This window comes from Streptococcus sp. DAT741, from assembly GCF_009866825.1.
Classification (GTDB): Bacteria; Bacillota; Bacilli; order Lactobacillales; family Streptococcaceae; genus Streptococcus; species Streptococcus ruminantium.
In genome coordinates, this window is sequence record NZ_CP019557.1 from 563,198 (window position 1) to 578,517 (window position 15,320).

At 40.6% G+C, this 15,320-nt stretch carries 8 protein-coding genes; 6 read left to right on the plus strand and 2 right to left on the minus strand.

Features of this window, described 5'->3' with window-relative positions:
• The first annotated feature begins 9 nt into the window (after nucleotides 1–9).
• Nucleotides 10–3,375: an ABC transporter permease gene (locus BZG42_RS02840; RefSeq protein WP_155996067.1), complete on the plus strand. Its 3,366-nt coding sequence runs from the start codon at nucleotides 10–12 to the stop codon at nucleotides 3,373–3,375.
• Nucleotides 3,376–3,596: 221 nt separating this feature from the next.
• On the opposite strand, the gene BZG42_RS02845 is transcribed toward BZG42_RS02840, so the two are convergent.
• A complete protein-coding gene (locus tag BZG42_RS02845) occupies nucleotides 3,597–4,853 on the minus strand; it encodes an ISL3 family transposase (RefSeq protein WP_159780071.1) in 1,257 nt (418 codons plus the stop codon).
• A 188-nt stretch (nucleotides 4,854–5,041) separates the two neighbouring features.
• Between BZG42_RS02845 and polA the strand changes: the two genes are divergently transcribed.
• The 3 genes from polA (at nucleotide 5,042) to BZG42_RS02860 (ending at nucleotide 8,937) form a co-directional block, all read left to right on the plus strand.
• On the plus strand, nucleotides 5,042–7,675 hold the full coding sequence (gene polA, locus BZG42_RS02850; protein WP_155995655.1) for a DNA polymerase I: 2,634 nt from the start codon (nucleotides 5,042–5,044) through the stop codon (nucleotides 7,673–7,675).
• A gap of 12 nt (nucleotides 7,676–7,687) precedes the next feature.
• A complete protein-coding gene (locus tag BZG42_RS02855) occupies nucleotides 7,688–8,443 on the plus strand; it encodes a glucose-6-phosphate isomerase (RefSeq protein WP_155964632.1) in 756 nt (251 codons plus the stop codon).
• Between the two features lie 68 nt (nucleotides 8,444–8,511).
• A complete protein-coding gene (locus BZG42_RS02860; protein WP_024531642.1) occupies nucleotides 8,512–8,937 on the plus strand; it encodes a CoA-binding protein in 426 nt (141 codons plus the stop codon).
• Between the two features lie 348 nt (nucleotides 8,938–9,285).
• On the opposite strand, the gene BZG42_RS02865 is transcribed toward BZG42_RS02860, so the two are convergent.
• Nucleotides 9,286–10,125 carry a DUF975 family protein gene (locus tag BZG42_RS02865; RefSeq protein WP_155995657.1) on the minus strand — a complete coding sequence of 280 codons (840 nt, stop codon included), beginning with the start codon at nucleotides 10,123–10,125 and terminating at the stop codon, nucleotides 9,286–9,288.
• Between the two features lie 352 nt (nucleotides 10,126–10,477).
• Between BZG42_RS02865 and tgt the strand changes: the two genes are divergently transcribed.
• Nucleotides 10,478–11,620: a tRNA guanosine(34) transglycosylase Tgt gene (tgt, locus tag BZG42_RS02870; RefSeq protein WP_155995659.1), complete on the plus strand. Its 1,143-nt coding sequence runs from the start codon at nucleotides 10,478–10,480 to the stop codon at nucleotides 11,618–11,620.
• 236 nt (nucleotides 11,621–11,856) lie between these two features.
• A complete protein-coding gene (locus BZG42_RS02875) occupies nucleotides 11,857–14,880 on the plus strand; it encodes a MucBP domain-containing protein (RefSeq protein WP_159780080.1) in 3,024 nt (1,007 codons plus the stop codon).
• Nucleotides 14,881–15,320: the final 440 nt, after the last annotated feature.

Here is a 15,320-nt window from a genome sequence, read left to right on the forward strand (position 1 = left end):
GGAGAAAATATGAAAAAGAAAATCTATTGGAAGGATATGGGACAGTCCTTGATTTCTTCCAAAGGACGATTCCTATCTATTTTTAGTTTGATGATGCTAGGTGCTTTAGCCTTGACAGGTTTGAAAGTGACATCTCCCAATATGGAGAAAACAGCTCAGTCCTATCTTGTAGCTCATCAAACAATGGATTTGGCAGTTTTATCTGGTTTAGGGATCAGTCAAGATGACCTTGAAGAACTAAGAACCTTGAAAGGAGTCGCAGTCGAAGCAGGCTACTTTAAGGATGTGACTACAGAGAAAGAGCAGGAAGCCATTCGCTTATTTTCTGCACCAAGAACTATCTCAAACTATCATCTTTTAGAAGGTCAATTTCCTAGTAATAAGGATCAGATAGCCCTATCGCCTTCTTTGCGAACACATTACCAATTAGGTGACCAGTTTGTTGTGACAGAACCAGACAAGAATGGCAGGGTATTGACTCAGACTAGTTTTACGGTGGTTGGTTTTGTCGCTTCATCAGAAATATGGGACAATGAGACCATGGGACTGGCTGCCAGTGGAACTGGTCAACTAGCAGGGTATGGGGTAATCAGTGAAACAGCATTTCATTCAGATGCCTATATGATTGCTCGTTTACGCTATGATGATTTGGTAAATCTTCCTTATTATAGTCAAGCTTATCAAGAACAATTAAGCAAACATCAAAAAGAGGTAGAAAAGCTTTTAGAAGATAATGATGAAAAACGGTTAGCTGCTATTCAGTCAAATGGACAGGCTGAAATTTCTAAAAGTGAAGGAGAAATTTCTGCTACCCAATCACAGCTAAAGCAAGCTGAAGAAAGACTACAAACTAGCCAAAAACAATTGGATAATGGTCGCAGTGAATTTGCACGAGGTCGCGCTAAGATTGTTCAATCTGAAGCAGAATTGAAAAATGCTTTGACCGGTTTATTATCAAATAAGAGTGAATTAGAGCGGACCAAGAAAGAGCTAGATAATCGGAAATCGCAACTGGATCAGACCGGTTCTTTTTTAGAAGGAAACCGCATGGAACTAGAACAAGCAGCCCAACGTCTGGAGCAGGCCAAGCAAGAGTTGGATACTCAAAATACCAAACTTAGCCAGAATGCCTCAACTATCTCAACAGGACGTTTTAACTGGCATCGTGATCAACAAGAGTTGGATAAGCAAATTGCTAGTCAGGTGCAGGAAGGGCAAACTCTTTCAGATTATCCTGAATTGCTAGCAAAACAGGAACAATTGGATGCAGAAAAACAACGTCTAAACCAACTAGAGATAGAACATGAGCAAGCTAATCAGACTTATCTACAAGGGCATGATTATTACCAGTCTAAGGTAAAGGAACATGAGACAGCCTTAGCTCAGTATCAAAAATGGAATGAAGAACACCAAGCTAGTGTAGCACAGTATCAAGCTAGTCTTAGCCAATACGAACAAAGCGTTGCAGCTTATCATGCCGCAGTAGCAGATTATGAATGGAGTCTTAGCCAGTTAGAGTCTTCCAGTTTAAAACTCAATCAAGACGCCTTGCGTTTGGAAGAGGCTGATAAAGAATTGTCCCAAGTACAATCTGAGCTATCAACCAATAAAGCGAAGGCCGATAAACACCTTAGCCAAGCTCAGTCAGAAATTGAAGCTGCTAAGTCTGGTCTTAATAAACTTGAAAAATCACCCTATCAAATTTTGACACGTTCAAGTCTGCCTGGAGGAGATGGCTATACAACTTATAGCAATGCAACCAAGTCTATTGCTGCAGTAGGAAATGTCTTTCCTGTTGTTCTCCACTTGGTGGCAGCTCTCGTCACCTTCACCACTATGGCTCGCTTTGTGGATGAGGAACGGACACGTTCAGGCCTTTTCAAGTCTCTAGGTTATACCAATAGACAGATAATGGCCAAGTTTATCCTTTATGGATTAGGGGCAGGATTAGTAGGGACTTTGGTGGGAGTTGTAGTAGGAAATCTCATTCTATCACCTCTTATCTCCAGTATTATCACAAAAACAACCGTGATTGGTCCAGCAAAACTCCATTTTTACCCCCTTTGGACAGGGGTGGCTATCCTCTTGTCTTTGATTTCTTCTGTTTTACCAGCCTATCTGGTTGCACGACATGAACTAGCAGAAAAACCAGCTCAATTACTCTTACCTAAACCACCGGTAGTAGGATCTACCATCTGGTTAGAAAAATGGCCAGCTATCTGGTCCCGTCTCACTTTTACTCATAAAGTGACGGCTCGTAACATTTTTCGCTACAAACTCCGCATGCTGATGACTATTTTGGGAGTAGCAGGTACTGTTGCTCTCCTGTTTGGTGGATTGGGAATTCGGTCCTCCATATCAGGCGTAGTGAAACGACAGTTCACTGATTTGATTCATTATGATATGTTGGTAGTGGAAAATAGCAGAGCCGCCGAGAAAGACTTGAATAAACTGACAGATTTTCTCCAGTCCAATCAAGTTCGCCAGTCTCTTCCGGTGGTTTTTGACCAATTAAAAGAAGCAGTGCAGGAAAGAGACCAAAGAAAAAATCTTTCTATTAGCCTGTTTATCTCTAATCTGCAAGATTTAGGAAATCTTGTCAGCCTGAAAACTCAATCTGGGCAAACAATTAAATTGAGTGATAGGGGCATTATCTTAACTCAAAAATTAGCTCAAATCTATGGCGTAACAGCTGGTGATAAAATCCCTCTGACCTTGGAGGAGAAGGAAGTCCAAGTTAGGGTTGCTGCTGTAGTAGATATGTATGCAGGTCACTTCATTTACATGACGGATAGCTATTATAGACAGGTAACAGGAAAGCGTAGAACCGCTAACGCCTACCTAGTCCAGCTCAAAGAGGATAAGACAAATCATATAAAAAAGACTGCCCATCAACTTCTAGCCATGCCAGCAGTAAAAAGTGTGGTACAAAATACATCTCTCATGGCTATGTTGACCACCATTGCAGGTTCGCTCCAGACCATCATGACCATCTTAATCATTTTATCTATCTTACTAGGTCTTGTTATCCTTTATAACCTCACTATTATAAACATGTCGGAGCGGATTCGTGAATTGTCAACCATTCGGGTGCTGGGTTTCCACAATAAGGAAGTAACGATGTACATCTATAGAGAAACCATTGTCCTTTCATTGATTGGAATACTGGTCGGCCTAATTGGTGGAAGCTATCTTCATAGGCTTCTCTTAGTCATGATTAGTTCGGACAGTATCCGCTTTAATCCGAATGTTGGATTGGAAGTCTACCTTATTCCAATACTTGCTATCCTTGGCATTCTAGCAGCTCTCGGCTGGTATGTTCATCATCTCCTCCGAAAGGTCAATATGCTAGAAGCATTGAAGTCGGTTGAATAGATCTGCCTATCTAATTTATCTTTTATCACTTTGCTTGCCTTTGCGATTGCAAGTATCTGCAAGTTTAAACAGTCTATTTTTAGGTTAAGTTAGATTGCTTACAGCAATAGTATGATTCTGTTTAGTTATCGCTATTTTAACAGTTAAAACAAAAAATTAGATATTTTAGTTTTGAGGTCAGTAAGAATGGTTCTTTGTCAACTGTAGTGGGTGACTTATAGCTAAGCGCGAGAGGAGACGAACTTCGTCTTCTCATTTTTGATGTTCAAGGCGATTAAGATACGTTTCTTGAAATTGTCAAAGTTCTTGTAACCAAAGGCATTGCGCTTGATGTCTTTGATGAGTTTGTTAGTGGCCTCAAGTTTAGCGTTAGAGTAAGGCAATTCAATGGCGTTAGTGATGTAGTTTTTATAGCGAATAAATGTGCTCAAAGCGGTTTTAAAGGTGCGATTGAGATGAGGTAAAGCGTCTTGAATTAAGCCCCAAAACTGCTCAGTATTCTTCTCTTGCAGGTGGAAAAGGAGTAACTGGTACAGGTCATAATAAGATTTTAACTCAGGGACCAGTTTGAACATCTTATTGAGACATTCTCTAGGCGTTAGAGTCTCTCTAAAAGTTCTAGAGTAGAAAGCCTTAGGAGATAGTTTCCGACTATCTTTTTGAATAAGTCTCCAGTAGTACTTAAGAGCTCTGTATTCAAGAGATTTATCGTCAAATTGCTTCATGATTTCAATACGTGTTTGCTTGAGAGCTCTATTGATGTGCTGGACAATGTGGAAACGATCGAGGACAATTCTGGTATTTGGAAATAATTTCTTAATGAGAGGGATATAGCTCCCTGACATATCGACAGTGACGACTTTAACTTTTTTTCTAGCTTCTTTCGAGTACTTGAAGAAATGATTTCGGATGGTTGTTTGACGTCTGTCATCAAGGATGGTAATGATTTTCTTGGTGTTAAAATCCTGAGCAATAAAGGCCAGTTTTCCCTTCTGGTAGGAGAACTCATCCCAGGAAAGCACTTCTGGCAAAGTAGTGTACTCCTCTTGGAAATGAAATTGCTTGAACTTGCGATAGACAGTAGAGGTAGAGATAGCGAGCTTAGCAGCGATATGGGTAAGAGCCTCTCTGTTGAGCAATAGGTGAGCGATTTTCTGTCTCACTATTTCAGAAATTTGGCAATTTTTCTGAACGAGAGATGTTTCAGAAACAGTTACTTTTCGACAGGACTTGCACTGAAATCGTCTCTTTTTCAAACGAATGAGGCTAGGGAAACCGGCGATTTCAATAAAAGGAATTTTAGAAGGTTTCTGGAAGTCGTATTTGATTTGTTCTCCTTTACAGTGTTTACATTTGGGAGGGTGATAATCAAGTGTAGCGGTGACTTCGATATGGGTATCGTGTTGAATGGCTTTATTTAAGATGATATTTTTGTCTTTAATTCCGATGAGTAATGTGGTATTATTGATGTGTTCCATAAGATACTTTCTAATGAGTTGTTTAAGCGCTTTTCATTATAAGTCTTATGGGACTTTTTTGATACTCAAAAAGCCCTATAATCTCCACAGTGGGGTTTACCCACTACAGAAATTATAGAGCCGTAAGAATATTCTTGCTGGCTTTTTGTATTCTTTGATTAGGCTTTTCAATGTGTTATAATAGTCTCATGGATAAGAACAAATTATTATTGATTGATGGCTCCTCAGTAGCCTTCCGTGCTTTCTTTGCACTTTACAATCAAATCGACCGATTTAAAAGTCCGGCTGGACTTCATACAAATGCAATCTATGGTTTTAATCTCATGTTGGATCATATGATGAAGCGGATTGAACCCACCCATATCTTGGTGGCATTTGATGCTGGGAAAACGACATTTCGGACGGAGTTATATGCCGACTATAAGGCTGGTCGAGCTAAGACACCTGACGAGTTCCGCGAGCAGTTCCCTTTTATCCGCCAGATGCTTGATGCTATGGGGATTAAGCACTATGAGCTGGATCAGTACGAGGCCGACGATATTATCGGTACCTTGGACAAAATGGCAGAGCGAGCAGACCTTCCTTTCGAGGTGACTATTGTCAGTGGCGACAAGGACTTGATTCAACTAACGGACGAAAATACTGTAGTGGAAATCTCCAAAAAAGGTGTAGCAGAGTTTGAAGAATTTACACCGGCCTACCTCATGGAAAAGATGGGGATTACCCCTACTCAGTTTATTGACCTAAAAGCGCTGATGGGAGATAAATCGGATAATATTCCCGGTGTGACAAAAATTGGTGAAAAAACAGGTCTCAAACTCTTGACTGAATTTGGTTCTTTAGATGGTATTTATGAGAATATTGATCGCATGAAGCCCTCCAAGATGAAAGAAAACCTGATTGCAGATAAAGAAAGTGCCTTCTTGTCACGAACACTTGCTACGATTGATACACAAGCACCGATTGAGATTGGTTTGGATGATGTCCTCTATAGTGGTCCTAAGGTGGATGAACTTGGTCAGTTTTATGATGACATGGGGTTCAAGCAATTGCGTGCACAGCTAGGCTCATCAGTTGTTGAGGAGCAGATGCTGGAATTTCAGACTGTTTCAGAAGTTAGCTCTGCCATGCTAAAAAAAGACCAGTTCTTCTATTTTGAAATACTGGGAGAGAATTATCACCGTGAAGACTTGGTTGGACTGGCCTGGGGAGATAAAGACGGTATTTATGTTGGTGGACCAGAACTATTGGACAGCCCAATTCTCCGAGAGTTCTTGGAGAAGGAAACTATCAAGACCTATGATTTTAAGCGTGGTAAGGTCTTGTTAGCTCGAAAATCGCTCCATTTATGTCCAGCAACTTTTGATAGCCGTTTGGCAAAGTACCTCCTCTCAACAGTTGAAGATAATGCTCTGACAACCATTGCAAACCTATATGGACAGACTAGTCTCCTTCCAGACGAGGCTGTCTATGGTAAGGGCGCCAAGCTAGCCCTGCCAGAACGAGAAGAATTCTTCCCACATTTGGCGCGTAAAGTCCAAGTTCTAGTGGAAACAGAAGCCCCTATGCTGGCAAAATTAAAGGAAAACCAACAATTGGATTTACTATTTGAGATGGAATTACCACTGGCTAATGTTCTCGCCAAGATGGAAATTGCTGGTATCAAAGTAGAAGCCGATACCCTCAAGACCATGCAGGAAGAAAACGAAGTGTTGATTGACCAGTTGACTAAGGAAATTTATGAGTTGGCTGGTCGGGAATTTAACATCAATTCTCCCAAGCAATTGGGGAGCATCCTATTTGAAGAGATGGGCTTACCGCTCGAATACACCAAAAAAACCAAAACAGGCTACTCAACAGCAGTTGATGTCCTAGAACGCTTAGCTCCAATCGTTCCAGTTGTATCTAAGATCTTGGAGTATCGTCAGATTACCAAGCTTCAGTCTACCTATGTCATCGGTCTGCAAGATGCTATCCTAGAGGACGGAAAAATTCACACCCGTTATGTGCAAGATTTGACCCAGACAGGTCGTCTATCATCAACAGATCCAAACCTACAAAATATTCCGGTTCGTCTAGCACAAGGACGTTTGATTCGTAAGGCCTTTGTTCCATCTCTGGAAGATAGTGTTCTACTTGCTTCGGACTACTCACAGATTGAACTACGCGTGTTGGCTCATATCTCTCAAGATCAGCACTTGATAGAAGCCTTCCAACAAGGAGCAGACATTCATACCTCAACAGCTATGCGAGTCTTTGGTATCGAAAAGGTGGAAGACGTGACCGCAAATGACCGTCGAAACGCAAAAGCAGTAAACTTCGGTGTGGTCTATGGGATCTCAGACTTTGGACTGTCAAATAATCTAGGGATTAGTCGTAAAGAAGCTAAAGCTTATATTGATACCTATTTTGAACGTTTCCCTGGTATTAAAAATTATATGGAAACCATTGTACGCGAAGCACGTGATAAAGGCTTTGTAGAGACCCTCTATAAGCGACGTCGTGAATTACCAGACATCAATTCTCGCAATTTTAATGTACGAAATTTTGCTGAGCGCACCGCCATCAACTCACCAATCCAAGGATCAGCAGCGGACATTCTCAAGGTAGCCATGATTCGTTTGGATAGGGCATTGACCGAAACGGGACTTGCCACCCGCATGCTACTTCAGGTTCATGATGAAATCGTCTTGGAAGTTCCAAAATCGGAGTTGGAAGTAGTCAAAACAATGGTAAAAGAGATAATGGAGTCTGCTATTAACCTATCTGTTCCTCTAATTGTAGATGAAAATGAAGGACAGACTTGGTATGAAGCCAAATAAGAAAGGAAAACTATGAAAAGGATAATGCTATGTATCGGTTTAGCTAGTCTACTTCTCACGGGCTGTGGACAAGCAGCAAAAGAGACGAAGAAATCCACTAGCTCTTCGGGGGAAGAATTGTCAGCTACTCTGCCTGTTTTACAGGAAAAACAAGATACAACGAATGAACAGCTGAACGTTTTAGCCAATACAGAAAAAGTTGCTGCCAATAGCAATCCTCCTGCTGATGAAACGCAAAAAGGTCACAAAATTCATGCAGCCAATAACGGTGTTGCTGTAAAAGACCAAAATGGAAATGTCAAGGAGTTTTTCCGTTACTATGATGTACCATCCACTTGGACGATCAACAAGGAAAATACACAGGATGAAACAGTAGTAGCAGTCTATGATGTAAAAGAAGGTTCTAGCAACTATATGATTCAGCTTTATAACATCAATGCCTTCAACAAGTCCCCACTGGAAGAGGGACGGAATATGACTGCTGAGGAATTAGAGACGAGAATGACAGAAACGAATCATTCCTTCAATGAAAAGACGATTGTCACGATTGATGGACAGCAGTGGAATGTTGGGCGCCAGTTTATACCTGACAAAAAACTAGCTCGTTTGACCCTCTATCGTATGGAATCAACTGGTTCTTATGATGACTCGGTTGTGGTAGGTTCTATTTACTATTCCCTAGACCCAGGTTCTGATAAGGATCGTACCAACCTCAAAACAGTTATTGGACAGCTTAAAGATGTAGTTCATCAAATTTCTAAAAAATAAGTTCTGGTTCGGCAGAGAAATGCAGGATAGCAGCCTACTTTTAAAGAAACAATAATGAGGAGATGGGAATGACTTACACATTTGCAAACCCAAGTCAAGACCTTGTGTTTGACTATCTAAGAAATGCTAAAACTATTGCGGTAGTAGGTTTGTCGCATCGAGAAGAGACAGCAGCCTATCGTGTTTCTAAGTTTATGCAGGAAGCTGGTTATAAGATTTTACCAGTTAATCCAAGAGTTGCAGGGGAGACTATTTTGGGAGAGCCAGTCTATGCTCGTCTGGCGGATATTCCTCAACCAGTAGATATTGTGAATATCTTTCGTCGCAGTGAATATTTGCCGGAAGTAGCGCATGAGTTTATCCAGATAGATGCCAAGGTTTTTTGGGCTCAGCTAGGACTGGAAAATCAAGAAGCTGAAGAGATACTTCGCCAGGCAGGGCATAAGGCTATTATCATGAACAAGTGCATCAAGCTAGAATATCTTGATATGTAAGAAACATTATTTACTAACTATTGTTAGTGAATCAATATATCTGACTTTTTTATAAAAATGAAAAACTCCTAGAAACACAGCTACTAGCAAGATTTCTAAGAGTTTTCTTTTTTTAGTTTTTTGCTAGGTCAAATGTAACAGGATCGGTTATAAAAAAACTTGTCCAAGGCAACAATATTTGTCAACAAGTTTCTCTTTCTTGTTATTGAGCTAATGTGGTTTGAGAGAAACTGCCTTCCTTCCCTTTCCCCAGTCCGCTAAGGCAGTTAAAAGAAAAGGGCTACAATTAAAAAAGATTGAAGAATATAGTCCAACATGAACTTTTTCTTCAATCCGAACTGTATATAGCTATATGTTAAGTTTTTTAGCTTGTTCTTCCATTATCTCTTTATAGAAATGCACCTGTGCTGCATATTGGTAGGGCCACACGTACAAGCCTGCTAGACCAAATGTGATACCGATCAGGATATACCAGCCTAAGAAAGTTATATCGAGTACAAACCGTTTAAATTTATACCCTCTCATCAATTTTCTACTAGATTTGATAATAGAAAAAGCTCCTGCGTATTCTCCACGTTCCAATTGTTCAAGTAAGATATAGTCAACTTGGGAATAAGCGTAGACTTGAGGGATATAAAGAATCATTCCTACAAGAGTGATTATCAAACCAATAAGGAACACCGCTAAGATTACTGCTAATACATCTTGAGGCAACATAGTAAGATCAGTTACCCCACTTGCAACGACTAAGGCTGCTAGGAGAGTACTGGAACCGCTAACCATTGCTATACCTAAGTAGAAAAGCAATCCCCACAAAAATAATAGGAACTGTTTTAGGATAAAAGTAGAAAATATTTTTCCGAAATCTTTATGATTGAAAAGGGTCAAGACATCTCTAAAGGAAGTTGTTTTCTTTGAGCCTTTGATAACATGGAACACAGTAAAACTGACGGATAAATACAATAAACCTAGTAGTAATCCGTAAAATAGCGGAAACAAGGAGCTAGAAAAAAGATAGCTAGGGTTGATAAGCTCTGTTGTTGTCAATCCCACAAGACTATTGCGAGAAAAAGAAATAAGTTGAACGATGACAGAAATAAGAACAGGAATGCCTGCCAGTTGGTAGATACCAGGTGTTTCATTTAAGGTTTGGCGAGCTTTTTCACGAATACTAGAAATTGTGAACATCTTTAGACCTCCTTACCTCAATATTATAACACAATTCTAGGTGACAAGCTAGGCTTTTTTTGATAGACTGGAAGATGCTGTGGAAATCATTCTAACACGTAATGAAAATAAAAATAGGCTGCAGAAGTTGAAAATGAAGCCACTACAATGTGCACTCAGATAGTATCTCAGACGGATTGAACGCTATTTGCATCAGTAATCCGTAGGTAGGAGGTACTTGCCGTTCAGCGGATCGAAAAGCCAATTTCCATCAAGACGAGGGAATGATACAGGATTGTTTTCAGAAGGTAGAAATTGATTCGACCAGGCAAGAGTATATTCCTAGGACTGTTTTTCCTAGCGGGAGGTAAAAATGACAGATGTTCCAATCAAGTATCACTTGATAAAAAAAGAAAAGCACACAGGTGCTCGGTTAGGTGAGATTATTACGCCACACGGGACCTTTCCAACACCGATGTTTATGCCTGTTGGTACACAGGCAACAGTTAAAACCATGTCGCCCGAAGAATTGAAAGAGATGGGATCGGGTATTATTCTATCCAATACATATCATCTCTGGCTTCGTCCAGGGGATGAGTTGGTTGCACGCGCTGGTGGTTTGCATACATTCATGAATTGGGACCAGCCGATTTTGACAGACTCGGGTGGTTTTCAGGTTTACTCGCTAGCTGATAGCCGCAATATTTCAGAAGAAGGGGTGACCTTTAAAAATCACCTCAACGGTAGTAAGATGTTCCTGTCTCCTGAAAAGGCAATCTCTATCCAGAATAACCTTGGCTCAGACATCATGATGAGTTTTGATGAGTGTCCACAATTCTATCAACCATACGATTATGTGAAAAAATCTACCGAGCGAACCAGTCGCTGGGCAGAACGTGGTCTCAAAGCTCATCGTCGCCCTCATGATCAGGGGTTATTCGGTATTGTGCAGGGAGCAGGCTTTGAAGATCTCCGCCGCCAGTCTGCTCACGACTTGGTTAGCATGGATTTTCCAGGTTATTCTATCGGTGGTTTGGCTGTTGGAGAAACTCACGCTGAGATGAATGCTGTGCTGGACTTCACAACCCCACTGTTGCCAGAAAATAAACCCCGCTATCTGATGGGCGTAGGTGCTCCAGATAGTTTGATTGACGGTGTTATCCGCGGTGTTGACATGTTTGACTGTGTTCTTCCGACACGGATTGCAAGGAATGGTACTTGTATGACGAGTCGTGGTCGTCTGGTGGTTAAAAATGCCCAGTTTGCAGAAGATTTTACTCCACTTGATCCTGAATGTGACTGCTACACATGTAGAAATTATACCCGCGCTTACCTTCGCCATCTGCTCAAGGCTGACGAGACATTTGGTATTCGCCTGACAAGCTACCATAATCTCTACTTCCTCATCAACCTGATGAAAAATGTCCGCCAAGCCATCATGGATGATAACCTTTTAGAATTCCGTCAGGACTTTATGGACAAGTACGGTTATGGCAAAAATGGACGAAATTTTTGATATTCATTCCCTCCTACGAGTATGTGGGAGGGTTAACTGTTGTCTTGGGGACATAAAATACTAACGATAATCAAGATGAAGTACTATGGGGGAGAAAAAGGCTGGAGTAAAAGAAGGCGATGGTTGAGTCAATTAAATTGACGAAATTATGTGTTACAATGTATAATACTAACTAGGGATATTTACTCTGCCTATGAGTAAATAAACCAAATATTTTTATGGAGATTTTAGGAAAGATGTTTAGAAATAATTTGAAAGATATGCTCAAAAAACAAGAGTACTTTTCATTGCGTAAATTTAAAGGTGGTTTGGCTTCGGTTACGGTAGGAGCGGCACTATTCCTGGCTGGTGCGGCAGTTGAAACTATTGTATCACCACAAGCAGTAGTGGTATATGCAGAAGAAGCTACTTATTCAACTAATACAACTTGGACATTAGACAACAAAATTAGCTCGGAAAACACTTATGTTGACCCTGAGTTTAGCACGCCCTATGCAACAGCTGAAACAAGCGTTCAATTAGAAAACGGAAAGACAATTGATGTAGTTGCTAAGATTACTCCAGTTGGAGAATTTCCTGAAGGGATTGCATATCTGGTGGAAGGAGATGATCAATCTTCATACGGAGCCTTGCCTGAAATGTTTGTTGGGAACCCAGCTCCTGAAACCATTCCTGCCCTAGGTATTTATGTTCAACCAGCTCCGTATGATGATACTAAACAGTGGGATTTTAGTGGTGCGCGTGATGAAGCGATTGTAACCTTTACATTTAGTGAACCTGTAACAAATCCAATTATTGATCTATCTGGTATCGGTGGTTCGGCTGACAGTTATTCTGACACCGAAAAAACTGGTAGGGGTTCATTCAATAGTACAATTTTGACCTTATTGACGCAAGATGTGGTGCTAGAAGCAGCTAGTTCAGGGGCAAATCTGACGGTTACAGATAAAGTGATTGAAGCAACTGCAAAAAATACCTACCATCGTTCAGTCGTTCCAGCAGATGCAAGTGGTACAGGAAGCGAACGATACCCAGATATGGTTCCAGCAGGAACAGGATCTGTTCGAGCTGTAGGTACAGTTTCAGAACTTAGCTTTAAATTATCTCATAGTGCGACCCCATATTCAGTATTTCCAGGAGTAGGGAGTGACTATACAGTCAATGGTCGTGTCAATGGCTTCAATAAAGCATGGTCAGACCGCTTTGTTGTAAAGGGTGAGTCTTCAACCGTATCAAATGCAGATCTGTTCCGTCTATCAGTCCGTCTAAACAATACGAAGACCGGTTCAGTTGTTATCAATTATCTTGATACGGATGGTAATATTCTCCAACCACAATATACTGATACAACAAACGCACCTGTTGGAACGGAGTATGATACGACTGAAAATCAGGAAAAGCCGGCTGAAATTGTCAAAGATGGTAAAACGTATGTTCTTGCTCCAGAAGGTTTTTATAATGTTGGAGAGGTTACCTTAGATAACAACTTGCGCTCCTCTAACTTGGAGACATTCAAACTAGCTATAGATGCCGTATCAGGTCAAGTTCTACCTGGACAACGTGCAGTGACTTATGTATATAAATTGAAGGAACCTGTTGCTGAAACTGGTGATGTTGAAGTTAACTATTTTGCTGTAGATGACAATGGGAAGGTTACGCCACTTACAGGAGTAGTTGAAGGCCTGACGAATAAAGATGAAGTTGGGACGACAGAAGTTGATACAAAAGCTGGAAAAGATGGTAGTGAATACGATACTCAAGATCTTCGTCCAACTAGTATTACTGATAAAGATGGCGTCAAATGGGTCTTGTCTGAGGATAGAACCGATGGTGACGGAGAGACGGGCATTGTAAAGGCTGGTGAAATCAAGAAGGTTAACTACTATTATGTCAAAGAATCTGTTAAGACAGGTTCAGTTATTGCTCGCTATGTTGTCCAAGGTACAGAAACTGAAATTGCTACAGATAAGATTATCAAATCGGCTGAAACTCCAGTAGATGAGTCCTATACAGACACTCCACCAGTAAGCATCGAATTTGGTGATAAGAATTATACACTTGTTGGTACTCGTAATAATCCAGGCGATGCACCCAACGGTGGTAAGGTGATTGAGGGGCAACAAACAATCACTTATGAATATAAAGAAGTAGTTACTACTCCAACTCCAGAAGTTAAGACAGGTACAGTTCTTGTTCGTCATATCACAGATCAGGGTGAAATTCTTGCAGAATTAGCAGATGTTGTACGTGACGAAGAAGTTGGAACAAGTTATGTGACTAGTTCTGAAACATTTGAAGGCTATACATTCGTTAAGGTAGATGAAGCAGGAGCTCCAGCAACCGGCACTGTTGAAGAAGGCATTCAGACTGTAACTTATATCTACAAGAAAGTAGAGTCCCCAATTCCAACTCCAGAAGTTAAGACAGGTACAGTTCTCGTTCGTCATATCACAGATCAGGGTGAAATTCTTGCAGAATTAGCAGACGTTGTACGTGACGAAGAAATTGGAACAGGTTATGTGACTAGTTCTGAAACATTTGAAGGCTATACATTCGTTAAGGTAGCTGAAGCAGGAGCTCCAGCAACCGGCACTGTTGAAGAAGGCATTCAGACTGTAACTTATATCTACAAGAAAGCAGAGTCCCCAATTCCAACTCCAGAAGTTAAGACAGGTACAGTTCTTGTTCGTCATATCACAGATCAGGGTGAAATTCTTGCAGAATTAGCAGATGTTGTACGTGACGAAGAAGTTGGAACAAGTTATGTAACTAGTTCTGAAACATTTGAAGGCTATACATTCGTTAAGGTAGATGAAGCAGGAGCTCCAGCAACCGGCACTGTTGAAGAAGGCATTCAGACTGTAACTTATATCTACAAGAAAGCAGAGTCCCCAATTCCAACTCCAGAAGTTAAGAAGGGAAGCGTACAAGTTCGTTACATCACCGAGAAAGGCGAGGTTCTTGAGGATACGACTGTTGTTAAGACTGATGAGCCGGTAGGTACAGAGTATACGACTGAGCAGAAGGTATTTAGTGGTTACACATTCGTTAAGGTAGATGAAGCAGGAGCTCCAGCAATCGGCACTGTTGAAGAAGGTACGAAGACTGTAACTTACATTTACAAGGAAAGCGAGACTAAACCAACTCCTGGGACTACAATCTTGCCAGAGACAGGTGAGAGTGTATCAGTACTTTCTCTAATAGGCTTAGTCTTGTTAGGATCGACTGCATTTACTTCACGTCGTCGTCAGAAAAAATAATAAGCTTCGACATTGATATAGTGATTAGTAAAGTTCTAATGTAGATTTTATTGTGTTTTACTATGTAAAATAACATTGGATAACAGCTTAGCTTACTGGTCATGATGAAGAGTGGTGCCAACAGTTGAAGAAGACGAAATTCGGCTTTCTTCTAGTTTCAAAAAGTTCCAGAGTCAAGAAGACTCAGGAACTTTTTTATGTTATGGCTTCAAACTAGTTTTTCCTGAAGAGAAAAATGAAAAGAAGTAGAGGTGGTATAAGATTCTGTTTACATTCCACTAAATTTTGATTATCTGAAAAATAATAGTGTAGGGAAGGGGCTCACAAATGAGAAAATATTTCAAAATCTATTTGTAAGTGAGAGAGGGAGAATATTGCACTGGATAAGTTAAGTGTAGAAGAATACAAAGGATGGACTCAGAACAAGATAAAAGCCCGTT